Annotated in this window: 15 protein-coding genes; 5 read left to right on the top strand and 10 right to left on the bottom strand. The window is 41.2% G+C overall.

Annotation, left to right across the window (positions count from 1 at the left end):
* Positions 1-48: 48 nt before the first annotated feature.
* The 4 genes from GTQ43_RS05590 to GTQ43_RS05605 form a co-directional block, all read right to left on the bottom strand.
* Positions 49-858, bottom strand: coding sequence for a TPM domain-containing protein (locus tag GTQ43_RS05590; RefSeq protein ID WP_265271381.1), 810 nt, complete (start codon positions 856-858; stop codon positions 49-51).
* Positions 859-1064: 206 nt separating this feature from the next.
* A complete protein-coding gene (locus GTQ43_RS05595) occupies positions 1065-1604 on the bottom strand; it encodes a DUF948 domain-containing protein (RefSeq protein WP_265271383.1) in 540 nt (179 codons plus the stop codon).
* An 11-nt stretch (positions 1605-1615) separates the two neighbouring features.
* Positions 1616-1966: a YtxH domain-containing protein gene (locus tag GTQ43_RS05600; protein WP_265271384.1), complete on the bottom strand. Its 351-nt coding sequence runs from the start codon at positions 1964-1966 to the stop codon at positions 1616-1618.
* A gap of 237 nt (positions 1967-2203) precedes the next feature.
* Positions 2204-2539 carry a hypothetical protein gene (locus tag GTQ43_RS05605; RefSeq protein ID WP_265271386.1) on the bottom strand — a complete coding sequence of 112 codons (336 nt, stop codon included), beginning with the start codon at positions 2537-2539 and terminating at the stop codon, positions 2204-2206.
* A gap of 871 nt (positions 2540-3410) precedes the next feature.
* Between GTQ43_RS05605 and GTQ43_RS05610 the strand changes: the two genes are divergently transcribed.
* On the top strand, positions 3411-4400 hold the full coding sequence (locus tag GTQ43_RS05610) for a metal ABC transporter solute-binding protein, Zn/Mn family (protein ID WP_265271388.1): 990 nt from the start codon (positions 3411-3413) through the stop codon (positions 4398-4400).
* A gap of 83 nt (positions 4401-4483) precedes the next feature.
* Here GTQ43_RS05610 and GTQ43_RS05615 read toward each other — a convergent pair whose 3' ends face one another.
* Positions 4484-5017 (bottom strand): DUF4330 domain-containing protein, encoded by a 534-nt coding sequence (locus GTQ43_RS05615; RefSeq protein WP_265271391.1) that lies wholly within the window; start codon positions 5015-5017, stop codon positions 4484-4486.
* A 394-nt stretch (positions 5018-5411) separates the two neighbouring features.
* On the opposite strand from GTQ43_RS05615, the gene GTQ43_RS05620 reads away from it, so the two are divergent.
* Positions 5412-6275: a M48 family metallopeptidase gene (locus GTQ43_RS05620; protein WP_265271393.1), complete on the top strand. Its 864-nt coding sequence runs from the start codon at positions 5412-5414 to the stop codon at positions 6273-6275.
* Between the two features lie 90 nt (positions 6276-6365).
* Here the strand turns inward: GTQ43_RS05620 and GTQ43_RS05625 are convergent, their stop codons facing one another.
* Together GTQ43_RS05625 and GTQ43_RS05630 are read right to left on the bottom strand one after the other, a co-directional pair.
* The gene (locus GTQ43_RS05625) at positions 6366-7193 is read right to left on the bottom strand and encodes a DODA-type extradiol aromatic ring-opening family dioxygenase (protein ID WP_265271395.1); all 828 of its coding nucleotides are present in this window, start codon (positions 7191-7193) and stop codon (positions 6366-6368) included.
* A gap of 88 nt (positions 7194-7281) precedes the next feature.
* A complete protein-coding gene (locus tag GTQ43_RS05630) occupies positions 7282-7821 on the bottom strand; it encodes a DUF4079 domain-containing protein (RefSeq protein ID WP_265271397.1) in 540 nt (179 codons plus the stop codon).
* Between the two features lie 54 nt (positions 7822-7875).
* Between GTQ43_RS05630 and GTQ43_RS05635 the strand changes: the two genes are divergently transcribed.
* A complete protein-coding gene (locus tag GTQ43_RS05635) occupies positions 7876-8814 on the top strand; it encodes a LysR family transcriptional regulator (RefSeq protein WP_265271399.1) in 939 nt (312 codons plus the stop codon).
* A 66-nt stretch (positions 8815-8880) separates the two neighbouring features.
* On the opposite strand, the gene GTQ43_RS05640 is transcribed toward GTQ43_RS05635, so the two are convergent.
* Entirely contained in the window at positions 8881-9636 is a 756-nt protein-coding gene (locus GTQ43_RS05640) for a metallophosphoesterase family protein (protein WP_265271401.1), read from the bottom strand.
* A gap of 251 nt (positions 9637-9887) precedes the next feature.
* Here GTQ43_RS05640 and GTQ43_RS05645 point away from each other — a divergent pair, with 251 nt between their 5' ends.
* Positions 9888-10172, top strand: coding sequence for a DUF2470 domain-containing protein (locus tag GTQ43_RS05645; protein ID WP_265271403.1), 285 nt, complete (start codon positions 9888-9890; stop codon positions 10170-10172).
* Positions 10173-10562: 390 nt separating this feature from the next.
* On the opposite strand, the gene GTQ43_RS05650 is transcribed toward GTQ43_RS05645, so the two are convergent.
* Complete coding sequence (locus GTQ43_RS05650) at positions 10563-13700, bottom strand: plasmid replication protein, CyRepA1 family (RefSeq protein ID WP_265271405.1); 3138 nt, start codon at positions 13698-13700, stop codon at positions 10563-10565.
* A 403-nt stretch (positions 13701-14103) separates the two neighbouring features.
* On the opposite strand from GTQ43_RS05650, the gene GTQ43_RS05655 reads away from it, so the two are divergent.
* Positions 14104-15756 (top strand): hypothetical protein, encoded by a 1653-nt coding sequence (locus GTQ43_RS05655; RefSeq protein ID WP_265271408.1) that lies wholly within the window; start codon positions 14104-14106, stop codon positions 15754-15756.
* A 60-nt stretch (positions 15757-15816) separates the two neighbouring features.
* Here GTQ43_RS05655 and GTQ43_RS05660 read toward each other — a convergent pair whose 3' ends face one another.
* The gene (locus tag GTQ43_RS05660; protein WP_265271409.1) at positions 15817-16245 is read right to left on the bottom strand and encodes a hypothetical protein; all 429 of its coding nucleotides are present in this window, start codon (positions 16243-16245) and stop codon (positions 15817-15819) included.
* Between the last annotated feature and the right edge of the window lie 33 nt (positions 16246-16278).

The raw sequence follows: 16278 nt of genomic DNA on the forward strand, positions 1-16278 counted from the left end.
GCGTCTCTACAGGAGTTAGAAGTTAATTAAAAACTCATAACTCAGCACTCATAACTCATTGCTGGAAGAAGACCGACTGAAAACAGGAGATAGGTAGGCAACCAAGACACCGATAATAAAGCCAGAGATATTGCGAACTAGAGGCAACCAGTCGCTTGTGCGTGTCACCACCGGCCCAATACCAAAGGCAATAAATAAGATTCCCCACAAAGGTGAGAAAATTAAAGCCCATTGCCAAGCAAAAACTTGTCCTTTCTCGCGGGGTTGGGCTGCAAATCCACAAATCACCCCACCAATAATTGAGCTAATCAAGGTGAGAATCCATTGCTCTCGCGGCAGTCCGGGAACAACATTGCAACCACCTTTGAGTAAACAACCTTTAACCGATTCTAAGGCTTGCAGAATGGCTTGGTCTTCCCCTTGTTCGCGGACAAAGTACAAATTACCGAAACGGGTTTGTAGTTCTATCCAGAATGTTCTGGGTAAAAGTTCATAAACAGCATCGCCGACGCTGAAACTAAGGATGTTACCGCCACGAGAATCGGCAACTAGTAAAATGCTTTTGTCATCCAAACCCCAATATTTGATAACTGCCCGACCTGGAGTGCGGTCATATTGGGTCAATACTCGCAATTTCCAGCCCGTATCGGCTTCAAACTGTTCTAAATCTTTGACAAGCTTTTCTTCTTGCAGCACAGGCAGAGATTTAGCTAAGTCTACAACTGGAGTAAAGGTGTCAGGGAGTAACTCAGGATTGTCATAAGCCAGTGCTGGGGGAGAATGCATGACCCAAATTGACCCAGCCAGAAAAAATACTGCAATAGATAAGAGAATTCGTCGCCAAAAACAAGATTGCATGGACGTTTTTATACAAATATCAACGGTAGAAGTGAACAAGTTGTTTTAAAAGAGTACTGGAAAAATGATAGTTCTTTACACTTGTTTACTTTACTCTAATCTAAGGGATCAAAGCAAAGGGTTTTTAGGAACTAGGGAATGGGGAGTGGTATTGATAAAGTTTTAATTCTCCCCTGCTCCCTGCTCCCTGCTCCCTTGCCTCTTTTTCAATCTTCGTCATCAAAATTGGTTTCCCAGTTAGCAGAGTCGTTGTAACCGTCATTAGCACGGTATACGTCTGTGTTTATCCGGCGATTTTCTTGCCTTCGCACTTCTCGTTCTCGCAACGTTAGTAGTGATTGTTCATTGCTTGGCAAGCGATCGCTATTTCGTCTCGTGGGTTTTTGGCGTGTGAAGTTTCTCCAAGCAGCTTTTGCGCCAACAAAGATGCTGCGTGTACCGACTTGCAGATTTTGAGCTTGAATTCTTGCACTATCAAGACTTTGATCGACTTGTTTGGCGACTTGACTGGCATTTTTTACACCTTCACTAACATCATCAGTTAAGTCAGTAATTTCCAAACCAGTCACACGGATAGCTTCTAGAGTGGGTGGTAATTCTCGTGAAAGTGTATCAAATAGCTTTTCTGCACTGCGAGCAGCGCGTGCTAACTCCTGCAAAGCCGGTATTGCTGCCACTAAAACCGCAGTCAAGCTTGTGGCGACTAAGAGTAAGGAGAGTCCCAACCAAAACAGGGGATCAATCACGGTGATATCATTTATGAGCGTTCTAATTGCTGGGGAAGAGAATCGGGATTTTCAGGCGATGTTTGCCGCTTTAAAATTTGGCTTTCTCGCTGACTGGCATCTACACCTGCTGCGATCGCTTCTCGTAATCTATCTAAAGTCTCATCCCAGTTTCGCAGTGCGCTAGCAGAGAGACGATCTGCCTGGATTTGCACACTCGTTGATAAATCTTCTGCCAATTCTGGGATAGCATTAGCAGATTTTTGCAAAATTTTTCGTGTTTCGCGCCCTGTGCGGGGAGCCACGAGCAAACCAGTCAAAGCACCGATGGTAGCTCCCAGCATCAAACCGCCAATAAATCCTCCCGAACGGTTATTAGACATATTGTTGTTTCTCTCCTTACGCCTATTTTAAGTGGATTTTCTCTCTTTGTAAGACTCCACCGATTTTATTCAGTTAATCTTTTGTGACAAAATATCAGCTAAAAAAGTTGCTTTTATTCATTAAATATCAAAATCATTAATTACTTATAATTAAAAAGTCCCTGCATTCCCGTCTTATGCCATCCCTGCGCTCTACGTCAGTCATAATTATAAATGTTCGCGTGAACCTGACATCACTCATTTTGCAATATTCCTTTTCCCGGATGTTAACTCTAGTCTCCGAAAATAACGCTGCCAGATTTGCCGCCCTTGTAAAAGTAGGCTTATAATTTGCTGCATTTGTTGAATTTGCATTTGTAATGTTTGGTTTCTCTGCCGGAAGTTATAAATATTCTTCTGACTAAGATAAATATTTTCCGGTGCTTTATTTAGTGCTGCATGAGTACAAATTTCATAGAGGGTTAACCTATCTGCTATGTATGCTAGCTGCTGCTTAAGTTGCCATACCCGCCAAGCCACATAGAGTAGTATTGCTGAAATGAGGGTATTAACGAAAATAACTAAAATCACCATTGTTTATCTTCACCAATATCAGTTTTGACAAATTTTCCTATGTAAGTTGGTAGGCATGATGAAATGTAAGATGTCATTGCCAGCAAAGCAATCCCAGAGGTTTTGCGATTGCTTTGCTTCGCTCGCAATGACATAACATATTATATTTATTTATATCCATCTACTTACTTGACAAAGAATTTTAGATTTTAGATTTTTTGGGTACGAACTAAAAAAATCGCCAATTGCCAATTTTGTAACAACTATATGGCCACACCTCGCAAAACCACAGCTACAATTGCCTTAGATTCACGACTCGGTTTGCGAAATCAACCCGTATGCTCAATAAGCCCCACCATTACTACATTCCACTCCTTAACCTGATAATCGTAGTCAATTTACGACCTTTATGGTACGTAAACACAATGGCATAGCCCTCTTCAACATCCGGTGAGAGAACTACACTACAATCCTTACCGGAGACTCCCCAGCATCGCCTTTATTATTGTGCTGTTACCTCTAGCATTTTTCTAGTCAGGACTTACGCAAAAAAGTTCTGAAGTAGCGGTAATTCATGAATTACCGCTACGACAAATCAGGTTTTTGAGACAATTTTGCGTAAGTCCTGCTAGTATGTCGCGTGAAGCTCACTAACATTTTGCATCGAAAAACCTTACTGATGATTTAGCAAGCAAAAATTGCTGGATTTTGACTGGGGAAAGTGAAAGTTGAAAAGAAGAGAGTCTATTAATTTCTCTTCTCTTATACAATTCTCCCAGATGAAGGCTTGTCCATTTTCCTTTAACCTCTTCTTTGTTGAAGGCTTTTCCCTAGTATTTTACTAATCCGTTACTGATAATGATTATTTTTCTATATCCAGTAGGAGGTGAGGATGTCCAAAAAATTACCATCAACTAATTCTTTCCCAGCTATTATTGTTGCTTTGACGATTGGATTTGCTGGGTGTGGAAATCAAACTGCAAGAACTACATTTACTCAACCTACTACCCAGGTCAATGAGAATCTTCCCAGAGTTGTAGCAACAACAAGTGTATTATGTGACTTAACCAAACAAGTTGCCGGGAATACAGTTAATCTCACCTGTTTAATTGACCCTAGTATCAATCCTCATTTTTATAAACCAAAGCTGGAAGATCGTAGAGCTATTGAGCAAGCTAATCTCATTCTCTATAATGGCTATAATTTAGAACCAAATCTGATCAAATTAATTAAAGCGACTAAAACCCCTGCACCGAAAATAGCTGTCGGTCAACTTGCGGTGTCTAAGCCACAACAATTTCAGAAAGGCAATAAAAATGTAATCGATCCTTATCTTTGGCACAATACTAAGAATGCGATCGGGATAGTGAAGGTAATTAATAGTAACCTGGGAAAATTAGCATCTAGTGATGCTGCGACTTATAGCAACAATACCAAAAAAATCACAAATGAACTCACTCAACTAGATAGCTGGATTAAGTCAAGAATTGCCAGTATTCCTGTCAAAGAACGCAAGTTAGTTACAACCTCTGATGCACTGGGCTATTACGCTAAAGCATACGGTATTTCATTAGCAGGGGGATTACAAGGGATTAGTACTGACGAAAATCTAACAGATGCGAAAGAAAAAAATTTGGTTACAAATATTAAACGGGCTAAAGTCTCAACAATTTTTACTCAAGCGGCTAAACCTAATTTTCTTGAATCTGTAGCAAGAGTTGCTGGGGTTAAAATTTCTCGCAGGAGTTTATATACCGAGGGACTTGGTGAACCAGGAAGCGAGGCTGACACTTATCAGAAAATGATGATTGCCAATACACGTACAATTGTAGAAGGCTCAGAAGGGACGTATTTAATGTTTGAAGCTAAAGCTAATCAGTAGTTATTTAATCCGAGCGTCCGCATTTTTTGTAATCGAAAAAACGCGGACGCTTGGTCTATTTTTTCAATGTAAAAATGCAAATGCTATTTGTCTTTTAATCTGATATCAATAACAGTTGCATTAAAGTTGTAGTTAAAACCTTCCAACTCAAATGGCATTCCAATTTTAACTTTACTGTTACCCAGAACTGGGCCATTCTCTGTCACCTGAGCTTTGCCGTCTAAAGTCAAAATCAAATCTGTACTAAAATTGTTAGTTTTTGGATCTGGCAATTCTTTAACAGTACCATCAGGTTGAGAAACATTGACTGTTCTAGGTAGCTGTTGAATAGATTTAATCTCAATCTCCCCATAAGGCTGATTGCGGATAATCACATTAGTTTTCCCGCCTTTTTTTAATCCGTTATTGAATAATTGTTCAGGATCACGGACATTCAAACCACGAACTACTAAGTCTACTTCTATGGGTATTGTTTTTGCACCGACTTGAGCAACAGAACCAGAAGTACCAGGAAAGATAAAGATGCCAAATATAACTAGCAAAATTACCAGTGCAGCACCTAAATCTAAGAGATTGATTTTGCCGAACAAGCGACCTTTGGAATCTAAAATAGCCATAAAAAATTTTCCGAGGTAATAGCGAAGTAATTGATTGTAGCAAGAAGGTTTTCAATGGGAATGGTAATTTTCCCTATTTGGTAATAACTCAAAATGGCTGGGCATTGTGGTTATGCGACAGTTTATCATGAGTTTCGTAAGTTCGGAGGGGTGATAGCTAACTCTGAAACTTTTGCCCATTAAGACTAATGCACCCAGAAAGTAATATCTAGTGTTTAAGCCGATCTCTAGAGGGAATCCTTAACCCTCTGTAATTCGGTAAATTTGCCTAAACATTAGCTGTATAACAACTCCTTTGGTCTTAAGTTGATAATGCAACTTAGAATACTCTAAATCCGTCTGATAATTTGTCCCATCATTTTATGTCCTCCCAAAATAATATTCAGAGCTAATTATGTTCAATTGGAAAATTTTCGTTGCAAATTCCCGAGTGTGGCGGCGTAGGTGGTTTTATCCTTTAATTTCAGTGGTAGTTGCCCTGAGTCTGTGCCTGAGTACACCCATGCCTGGAAGGGCTTTAGATTTCTTACCCCTTCTACTCCAAGGAGTTCAGGCATTTCAGCTTTCTAATATCTCCCCTAACCAAGAAGTCGATCTTGGTAAGCAGATTAATCAGGAATTAGTTGGCAGTCAAGTGCGACTTTACCGCAATCCCGAAGTTAATCGCTATGTCGAACAAGTTGGCCGACGTTTAGCAGCCAATAGCGATCGCCCCGATCTCCCCTATACTTTCCAAATAGTTCAGGATAACAGTATTAATGCTTTTGCTACCTTGGGTGGCTATGTTTATGTCCACACGGGTTTACTGAAAACCGCAGACAATGAAGCGGAACTAGCCAGCGTCCTTGCCCATGAAATTGGTCACATTGGCGGGAAACATGTAGTCAAACAGATGCAACAAAAAGCACTCGAAAGTGGTCTATTAACAGCAGCTGGCTTAGATAGGAGTACGGCAGTGCAACTTGGTGTCCAGTTAGCGCGAGACTTGCCCCGCAGTCGGAAAAATGAATTTGAAGCCGATCAAAGAGGACTACGAACTTTGACACGTACTGGTTACTCCCAGTCTGCAATGGTTTCGTTTATGAAAAAGCTGCTGAACAAGGGTGGTTCTGCACCGACATTTTTGAGTACCCACCCCGGAACTAGCGATCGCATTAATGCCCTCAGAAGTGCAATTAACTCTCAACCTAGTGATGGAAGTTATGGCTTGGATAATGCTAGTTATAAAGCTAATATTCGAGCATTAGCAAGGTCTTGAGGAAATTGGGCATTGGGCAAAACAGTTACCTTAGCGATCGCGGGGCGTTTCGCGGTTCCCATTTCTAAGTAAAGAAGTGAGATTTGCGACTTAGGGCTTACCAAAGCGGAAACTGGAAACAGCTACCCCACCAAAAAATGAATCCTCATGATAAATGCGATCGCCAGACTCTGCTTCTGCGGCACCAACTGCTACTAGGAGCGGGATCAAATGATCCTCTCTGGGATGGGCTAGGCGTGCTGATGGCGCGTTACTCCAGTGGAGTAGTTTAAGGTTTCTCTCCTCGGACTTCGATCCGCAAACAGTATCAGTCAGCCACTCATCAAACTCACGGGAAGGGATACTTGCCTGTGGCCCCATCTGCCTCAAATTGTGATAGCTAAGTCCACTTCCGATAATCAGTACTCCCTCTTTTCTGAGAGGAGCGAGTGCCCTACCTGCTGCCAGATGAGCTTCTGGATCGTAGTCTCTACGAAGCGAAAGCTGAAGCACTGGGACATTTGCTTCTGGGTAAGCCACTACCAGAGGAGCAAAGACACCATGATCGAACCCACGGGAGTTGTCGGAACGCGTCTGCAATCCTGCCTTTTCCAATAGTTCTTGTACTCGGTGGGCTATTTGCGGCGATCCTGGAGCAGAATATTTGATGTGATATGTGTGTTCGGGAAATCCAGAGTAGTCGTAGAGCATCCCAGGGGCAGCACTCGCCATCACGGTGAAGTCGCGTTCTTCCCAATGACCAGAAACGATCAGGATTGCCTTGGGGGTTATGCCGATCTCTCTCGACATTTGTTGCAAAGACGCTTCAAGTTGCTCAAATCCTGGCATCTCCTGCTTTAACCACGGCCAGGGGCCGCCCCCGTGGGAAATAAAGTAAGTCGGGAGGAGAATTTCATGGTCAGTTCTGTTTGTCATCATGAGTACTTGCCCTTAATTTTTTGATTGATAAATGCGATCGCATCGCCTCGAATTCCTTACTTACAAAAATAACTAATGGGTTGTAGTTTTACCCTCCTTTGAGAATTGCTTGGACGATTTGTCCGCCAGTCGGAATCTGGCAGAGATAAAGTATCAGAAGCACAACGCCAATGCTAATGTGACCGATCCGCGCCCATGCTGCCCCACGTTGCAGAAAAGGCGCAAGGCTTGCTGTCAAAGCAATTAGCACCATCATTAAGATTCCAATTTTGCCATGCGTCCCGTTAAACACTCTCCCGGTATTAATATAGGTAACGGTTAAACCAAGGGCACTTCCCAACACTAACAATACCGAGCCAACTTGGTAATGTTTGAGTCCCACCTTATTACGAACCAATTCTTTGCGAGTTTCAGCATTGACGGATTTGAGGCGACTCGATTGCCAACCGAGATAAGCAGTGTATAAATACAGTCCCAGCACACCCCACATCAGAGTAGGATGCAGAAATGAAATCAGTTTTGGCATAAAGCTCTCTTTTGTCTGTTGTGAAAGATAAATGTAAATTAGTGCTAATCCCTGAAACAGCAATGGCTGGGAAGCGCTAAAGGTGAATTTCAGTAGCAGCATAATTGCGATACACACGATTGTATTTCACCTTGATTTCTGAAACAATTAGTTAATTTGAAACTCATTGTTGCTGAAATGGAAACAATTCAAGGTGATTTGGCAGACTTGCGATCGCTATGTGCAGTCATTGAGCATGGTAGTTTAACCCGTGCCGGTCAACTGCTTGGGGAATCTAAAGGCTCGGTGAGCCGTCGCATTACTCGCTTAGAACAGCAGTTAGGGGTGAAACTGCTAAACCGTTCGTCGCGGGCTGTTTCACCTACTCAGGAAGGGATGGCGTTCTATCGGCGCAGTGTTCAAGCTTTAGCTCTATTGGATGAAGGAGCCACCGAACTGCGGGATGCACGCCTAGAACTATCAGGGCCATTAAGAGTGACGATGCCTGTAGATTTAGGGTTATCTGTATTTCCGCCCTTAATCGCTGAATTTTCAGAGCAATACCCCAATATCAGTGTAGAAATTTTACTGACTGAGACGTTCCTTGATTTAACAACACATCAAATTGATATTGCTTTTCGAGCCACAAACACACTTTCAGACTCAGCGTATATCCTGCATCGATTAATCAACCTATCAGTACAATTATTTGCTAGTCCTAAGTATTTAAAGCAACAAGAAACTCTTGACACAGTGACGGATCTAGTTGATCACCGCCTACTCTTGCATCAGCGACTATTTGGTAATAAACCTATTAGATTTACTCAAGGAAATAGCAGTCGTCAAGTTAGTTTGAATGCCAGTATCATAGCGAACGACTTTGCTTGTCTCAAACAAATGGCGCTCTTAGGGGCTGGTATTGCGATTCTTCCCACTCTCATCTGTGAATCAGACTGGAAATCGGGACAATTGGTGAAAGTTTTGCCCGAATGGTCTATTGAGAAGCAATCTTCTCTTTACCTTCTCCATGAGGGACGGCGATTGTTGCCAGCTAAGGTGACTTGCTTTCGTGATTTTATTTGCGATCGTTTTGCTGCAATCAGTTGCGAAGTTTGACCATAACAGTAAACGATTGAGTCATCGAGTAGTACCGAAAATTCAGTTAACAGCACGCTTATAAATTCAATTCTTATTGCGGCGATCGACTTTGATTTTGGCTGGATCAACGTTAATTACAAGCTCTTCTAAAGGGAGGGTACGGATATAATTTTTAAAAATATTAACTTGATAAACCAAGTGATTTGTGACATCTAATCCAGTCAACCAACCACTCCGAGGATGATAAGCACCAGTATCTATGTCTAGCCATCCCTGTCCTTGTGCCAGTTTACCAGGAGAAACACCAGGCAGAGTAAAGGTAATGGTGTGACCGATAATAATGAGCTTATCTGGAAAGTAGGGTTTTTCAATGCTGTGGAATTCCTCTCGTATCCAGCATAATTGATCGGCAGTTTGTTCTGTAACCAACTTGGTAGGGTCAACACCAGCATGAGTTAACCAAATATCTCCTAAGTCGAGATATGTAGGTAAACTCTGGAACCAATCTAGATGGTCATCAGGAATTGTAGCCTCGTGGTAACTGGCAACGGTAGCTTGCCCCCCACTGCACAACCACGCTTGCATCGTCGGCGAGGAAGTTCTTTCGTTGGTCAGAATGTTTAATAACATCTGCTCATGATTTCCCAGCAAACATGGATAGTTATGTCGCTTGACAAAATTAACTACTTGTGAGCTATGAGGGCCGCGATCGATTAAGTCTCCCAGAAAATAGATTTGATCGTCCGACGTGGGGGCGATCGCCTCCAACAAAGTCATCAAACCTTCATAGTGTCCATGCACATCCCCAATTACAATTCGTCTGGGGCTAGTTTCGCTCATTGTCTCTTAGCTTCAATAGTTTGGCTAATACTTCTGCTACAGTTTAAGCTGTCTGCTTTCCGTAATGGAAGGTAAAAATACTGAATAAGTTTTATTTTAATTTAATTATTATCCCAAAAATAAAATATATTTCTGATGAAGATAGGGTAAGTAGTGCAGTTTTTCCTACTAAGAAAAAAAATCAGCAAATTTGACCTGCATTAGCTTAAAATCTAATCCTGTTGCTGTATTGCTAATTTTCTAACTCAAAAATGTCTAAGAATTTTTCTGCTGATATTAGTTCGCGCATCTGCCAGCACATGAATGACGATCATGCTGATGCCATAGTGATTTATGCTAAGGCTTTTGGTGGTGTAACAGATGCGATCGCAGCACAAATGCTGTCAATTGATTCACAAGGTATGGATTTAACAGCCCAAGTGAATGGGGAAACTGTGCCAGTTCGCATTCAGTTTGATCGTGTTTTAGTGGATGCGGAAGATGCCCATCAAACTCTCATTCGGATGGTGAAACAGGCGCGGGTGAAGGAAAAGTAGAAGTTGGGAAATGAAGTATATAGGTATAGCGGTTCCCATTCAAATGTGGTACATCATCTCGTAAGGTGTAGGGGCAATTCATGAATTGCCCCTACAGGTGTACCTCACATAAATGAGAACAGCTATAGGGGCACAGCACTGCTGTCAATACGGTTCGGTTAAGATTATTTGACGAAAATAATAGATCCCAAATCCGCGATAAATCGCCGTCAGGACGAAGGACTGATTATTGTAAAGACGGCGATTTATCGCGTCTCTTGCCTTAACCGAACAGTATTGCACTTGCTTCAAGTCGGGAAACCGCAAGGGCGTAGTGGCTCCTCAACCTACCCATAAATTTATCAAAGCCTTATAATTCAAGGAATCTGATTTTTATTTACGAATTACGAATTATTTTTTTGCTCCTGCGGCATAAAGCTTGGGTTGGATAATTTCAAACTTCCAATCGGAAGAATAATCAGGCAACTCATAGCCAACACTTTTAACATGAGCCAGCATCAACTCATCTCGCTGATGCCAAACGGCAAATATCTTTTCTCTGCCATCATAAAGCGTTTCTAGGTCAATTTGGTAAACCTCATTTACCCGCTTTAGTTTCAAACCCAACAAATTTAACAGTCGGCTGAGTATTTTTATTGCCGAAATCTGCTCTTTCTCCCCGACTAAGTTAAGACCTAGCGCTCTTTTAATATGCTTACTATGCTGAAAAACAATATTTTTAAGCATTATCAAATCTGGATTATTCTCGGTAAACTCTCGTTCTGCTTCGAGAAACTGAAGCATTCCCAACGCTCTCATCGCCTCAACTTTGAGGGTGTAAGTTTTTAAATCTGGTAGAAAAACTTTCCCTTCACCCCAAGACAATTGCTGATGCCATTCTTGCTGATCTCTGACATGAAAATACTCGCTTTCGTGAGTTAGATAATAATGAATTAACAGTTGACGATAATATCCTTGCTCGTCCTGCAATTTCAGCCAAGGAGTAACCTCTATACCATACCTTTGTCTAATAACATATTTATTGATTTGGTTCCGTTCTCCATCAGTTAGAGAATGTTTTACTAATAGCTGCTCATATTCTACATAATCGATATCTTTAGCATTAGCTACAGACGTTGCTACTGATAATTGATTTTGCTGTTTAATATCCTTAATTTTACGCTTAATCTCTTTAGCTTTTTGACGACTGTGTGCCCAATCTTTTTGAACTTTAACAATTTCTAAAATTAATCTTCTGCGGGTAACTAAATCATCAGCGTCAGTTGCCAAAAATGCCAGACGTAAATCTCGAATAATATTATTGTGAACAGCATTACTTCGCATCTGAATTTGATGCCCATCAGTAATTAAACCATCTTGCATTGATTGACGGTAGAGGCGGATAGAAGCATTTACCCGTGCAGATAACTTAGCCCAAGTTCGCAAATGAATCGGGTCATGAACCAAAGGTAAATCCACATCTATTTTATGTAGTGGACTAAGTAAAGCTAAGTTTTCTTTTTGATTTTCCTGATACCAATCAGATAGCAAGCGATAATTTGTACTACCACTACCAATTAAGCCAATACCTCGTTTAGCACACCAGACAACACGCGGCACATCATCCCGTACTCTCGCTAATGCTTGTCTTGCTTCCGAGTCAGGAATTACCCCTTGAAAAATGCCATAAACTCGGTCGAAATGTTGGACATCAATACTAATTCCCGTACCCAGGCTAGGAGTAACAAAAACGCCGTCATATTCAGATATCTTTTGATTAATCGCAGCAATAAAATCAACGGCTGCATGGCCAGGTGTATTTGTAGTGTGACTACTAACTACCAAGGTTTTAGGAAATTGCCGTCGTAATTTTTGTAAGCGTTCTTTGAGATAACGTTCAATTGTTTCACAACTATAACGCCCTGCACGACTATCAGTAGTAACATAACATTTACGTCCAGCAAGTAAGTCTAATTCTAATTGGTGAATTAGCGGTGTTGGGTTTGGTGAATCATAAAAAGTTACGTCCCAGCCATGCTGAGGCTTCCATTGGTTAAGAACTACCCAAGGTGTTAATTTAATTCCTGCTAATCCTTGCAAATATTCCAGAGAAACATCTGATAAATCAGCATCTTGGGCAATTACTAACCCCCCTGTTGTTAAAACTGTGGAAATTAGTTGTTGGAATAATCTTAATATTTTTACCCGCTTGTTTTTACAAGTATTACTATTTAGTAGATGCCACAAAGACTGCTCTACTTCATCTAAAATTACTATTGCCCCGTGCCAATTTTCCGGGTTAAGTTTCCAAATTGAATCAACGCACAATCCAAGGGATTGTTGAGGTGAGAGTGAGCGGAGGATGGGAGGAGCGGGAGTAAGTGTTTTGTCAATCCTTTTGTCTCCATCTTCTTTATGTGTTCCCCATTGAATCCCAATTTTTTCACACAAAAATCGTCCTAATAGAATTCTATGAGTAATTAATAAAACGGGTTGATTTCTAATTTTTGCTTGCTGGACAACGGTTTGCAATGCTGTCGTTTTACCTGTTCCTTTGGCAGATTTTACTCCTACTAATCCAGAAGTTGGGAAAGGGATTTCACCTATATAAGGGCGATTCAATGTGAGAGCAGCAGGAATAGTTAACTCAGTGTGGGGTTTGGTTTGAGCAAGATAAATTTCTAAATCAACGCTTTGACGATAAACTTTCTCGAAGCTACTTGCACCTTTGGCAACAATAAACTCATCAACCCCTTTTTCGATTCCTGGGAGTTCAATGACTTTAACAGAGCAATTTTCTTGCTGGAATAAACAACCAAGTTGAGAAATAGCATTATTTACAGCACCAATTGTCTTAGGTTGAGTTTCAAAATCAAAACAAATATAAAAGCTCCGCTTTGTAATTGCAAATGCTGCTAAGTCGGGAATCAACTGACGACGGGTAACTTTACCAAATTCGTCTTTAACAACCCGATAACCACTGGTAATTCCGGGAATGGCAATAGCTGCATATCCTTGTGTCAAAAGCGTTGCTGCTTTTTTCACACCCTCGCAGAGAATGAGGGGAATGTTATGTTGCATCACCCATTGCCAAAAGCCTCTAGCTTCACCATCAGCAGTAATGGTGATATTGTCAGGCATGACCAGATTGTAACGTCCAGCGACTTGCTGCCATACTTGCAGCGTTACCCGCAAACAAAACACCCGCGTTGGCGTGCTGGGAGGATGCTCGTATTTGATGGACTTACCATTGTGATTCTGTCGGGGTTGGTTTGGCTTAAAACATCCCCATTCCATCATCTGCCAATTATTCAAAGGGTCTAGCCCGGAACACCACCAACCACCTTCAGTAATATGAGCATAACGCTGCAACCATCCAGCTTTCACCATTCCAGTATTAGTGCGAGGAAGTAGCTCAGAAATCAATAGGTACTCATAAGCTGTTACGCCTTGGAGTGACCTAAAGTTGAGTTGCACCAGGTGTAAGTCTATACCACTACCCTTGACTAATTCCTCAAGGTGTTGGGGGTGTAAATAGTGGAGATGCATAGGGAAAGACCTGAAGGGAAGACGATGAGATTAAAACATTAACACGCATCTGATTTTTTTCTATAAGAGATATTGCGAGGCTTTTATGATGCTTTTTTTACTTCGTTGTGGGAGACACATCGGTTAAGACTCTAGTGGGTTATTCTGCCTATTAGATCCCCAAAGTAATAATTTTGTATTGTGATATTTGTTCGATTTTAATTTTTATTTATCAGTAAATTTCGGTGTTAAGGAATGCGATCGCTCCAGTGGTTGTCACAAGCATCGCTATAGGGTATTTTTGAGTCATAAGATGGAAAACTTTACAAATACTCATTGCGTGTAGACTTGACAAAAAGCAAACTGATGTAGCAAGATTCCTTTAAGTCCCTTTCGTCCCACATTTCGAAGTGGATAGGAGGCAATGCATGATTGGCAGTATTTCTTTAACCACGATCGCAGCAATTTAAATCAAGGCACTTACCGCATCTTTGAGCCGGAGTGGAAAGCAGAGATTCTCCACTGGTTCAGCCAGGAAGATGTTGCTAAGGAGCAGAAGGAAGATTTTATCCAAGCCTTAATAGATTTTGATGGCGGCTGTGGCGATTTTTATCGGTATCGCGCCTATTTTTTGGCGGCTGAGGCTTTATCCCAGTTTCCAGAATGTAGCTTGGGTGATGCGATCGCTTCTCAAGTGCTGAAATGGAGTTATGCTTACTTTCGGCAAGATAAAAGCGATTGGCAGATACTACCAAAACCATTGGTGAAGACAGCGAGAAAAACTCTGAAATTAACCGATAGAAAACGGGTTATCGCGGCTTTTGTTTATTTGGTTCATTCTACTGAAAGTCGCACAATTCTTAGACTTGCAGCCGAAAAGTTAGGAGAACTCGATCCAGGTAATAAAAGTGCGATCGCTGCTTTGGCACTGCTAACACCAGTTGTTGAAAATAGAGAAACATTCTACCAGATAAGTCAAAATCCTGGGGAAATACCAGCTGGTGATGAAACTGCGATCGCCACTCTATCAAAAACACTTGCAACTTCTGAGTCTGATAACGATCGGTTGCAAGTGGCTAGAAGTCTTTTACAAGTAGACTCTAATAATCAAATTGCAATTCATGTTCTATTGGAGCTAGTTCAAAATCTGGGTCAATCCCCAAAACATCCAGATTATGCTCAGTATATCGCGGACGGAGCAACTAGAACTCTATCGCAAATCGACCCCAGTAATCAACTTGCAATTAATGCCTTAGTTCAATTAATTAAAACTGCTAAAGATCATTCTTACCTTAACTTAGCAGTAAAAGACTTGGGACTTCTGGGTGTCGGGAATGAAGCTGCATTTAGAACTTTAATTGAGTTAATTACCTCGACTAAAGATTATTATATAATATGCGATGCAGCCGAAAGCCTAGTAAAAATTGATCCAGGTAATAAAATAGCGATCGCCACTCTATTAGAGAAGATAGAAACGGTTCAGGATCAATGTTTTTGTCGGAGAGCCGCTTTTCACTTGGGAGAATTAGATCCTGGTAATAAAGTGGCGATTAGCACATTATCCCAGCTACTTAAAACTACTCAGAGCGAATTAGATTCCTTGTATGTAGCCAAAAGCCTAGTAAACATTGATCGTGGAAATCCCAAGGCGATCGCTACTTTATGCCAAATAATGCAAAGCAATCCGTATAAAGATAAATCAATCTTGATGGATGCAGTTCAAAATTTAGAACAACTTGATCCAGGAAACAAATTAGTAAAAGAGAAGCTCAACGAAGTTATCCCTACTCTGCTCCAATTTATTCAAATCTTTCAACAAGATGATGACAATAAAAACTGCTTCAACAACAACGCCACCGTTCAGCTATCCTATGAATCCTGTCTCTTGGATATAGCAGAAAGGTTGACAAAAATACTCCAAAGTGAACATCTACCACAAGTAGTCATAACTCTAAAGGACTATCTAGGTAAACAGTTCTACAAAAACAGTTCATATCGCTACGAAGCCGCATTTAACATTATCTGGCATTGTGCCGAAAATCTCACTTACCCAGATTTCCACAAAGCAATCAACTAAACAACAAGCGCAGAGTTCTTCCTCCGCGAACCTCTGCGCTTCCCTTCGCGTTCCTCTGCGTTAAAAAACAATCTCTTGACTCATCCTCTCTTCCAACACATCCAATAACCCATCCACATCCTTCCCAACTTCCTCAAAACAAACCGGTGGCGCTGGTTCCGGTGCAAACTGAATTAACTTAATTTCCCCCTTCCCAATCCCAATCATCACAACTTCCACATCCGGCTTGTGATTCTCCACAATCCCCAAAATTTCTTGCAGCCGATTTTCAACCCTAATATTTAAATTCTCTATCTGCTCTTTCGGACAATAAACAAAATGCGGCGTTGGTTGCAAATCAATACCAACAGTACCCTGACTGTCACCATTTGCTAACCACAACCCCCAAAACAGCGCCGCCAATTCTTGCTGATTTGCTTTCACAAATTTATCCAACTGGCTACGCCACTTACTATCACTTGATTCTGGTTGACTATTACCAAAAAACATAAATAATTTCTAATGAAGACACAAAACAATGGG

Origin of the sequence: Nostoc sp. KVJ3 (assembly GCF_026127265.1) — a bacterium.
In the GTDB taxonomy this organism is placed as follows: Bacteria; Cyanobacteriota; Cyanobacteriia; order Cyanobacteriales; family Nostocaceae; genus Nostoc.

What these genes read in the sequence shown, in the direction of transcription:
- GTQ43_RS05590 (WP_265271381.1), bottom strand. Translation starts at nt 858, where the DNA reads ATGCAATCTTGTTTTTGGCGACGAATTCTCTTATCTATTGCAGTATTT.
- GTQ43_RS05600 (WP_265271384.1), bottom strand. Translation starts at nt 1,966, where the DNA reads ATGTCTAATAACCGTTCGGGAGGATTTATTGGCGGTTTGATGCTGGGA.
- GTQ43_RS05605 (WP_265271386.1), bottom strand. Translation starts at nt 2,539, where the DNA reads ATGGTGATTTTAGTTATTTTCGTTAATACCCTCATTTCAGCAATACTA.
- GTQ43_RS05610 (WP_265271388.1), top strand. Translation starts at nt 3,411, where the DNA reads ATGTCCAAAAAATTACCATCAACTAATTCTTTCCCAGCTATTATTGTT.
- GTQ43_RS05615 (WP_265271391.1), bottom strand. Translation starts at nt 5,017, where the DNA reads ATGGCTATTTTAGATTCCAAAGGTCGCTTGTTCGGCAAAATCAATCTC.
- GTQ43_RS05620 (WP_265271393.1), top strand. Translation starts at nt 5,412, where the DNA reads ATGTTCAATTGGAAAATTTTCGTTGCAAATTCCCGAGTGTGGCGGCGT.
- GTQ43_RS05625 (WP_265271395.1), bottom strand. Translation starts at nt 7,193, where the DNA reads ATGATGACAAACAGAACTGACCATGAAATTCTCCTCCCGACTTACTTT.
- GTQ43_RS05630 (WP_265271397.1), bottom strand. Translation starts at nt 7,821, where the DNA reads ATGCTGCTACTGAAATTCACCTTTAGCGCTTCCCAGCCATTGCTGTTT.
- GTQ43_RS05640 (WP_265271401.1), bottom strand. Translation starts at nt 9,636, where the DNA reads ATGAGCGAAACTAGCCCCAGACGAATTGTAATTGGGGATGTGCATGGA.
- GTQ43_RS05645 (WP_265271403.1), top strand. Translation starts at nt 9,888, where the DNA reads ATGTCTAAGAATTTTTCTGCTGATATTAGTTCGCGCATCTGCCAGCAC.
- GTQ43_RS05650 (WP_265271405.1), bottom strand. Translation starts at nt 13,700, where the DNA reads ATGCATCTCCACTATTTACACCCCCAACACCTTGAGGAATTAGTCAAG.
- GTQ43_RS05655 (WP_265271408.1), top strand. Translation starts at nt 14,104, where the DNA reads ATGCATGATTGGCAGTATTTCTTTAACCACGATCGCAGCAATTTAAAT.
- GTQ43_RS05660 (WP_265271409.1), bottom strand. Translation starts at nt 16,245, where the DNA reads ATGTTTTTTGGTAATAGTCAACCAGAATCAAGTGATAGTAAGTGGCGT.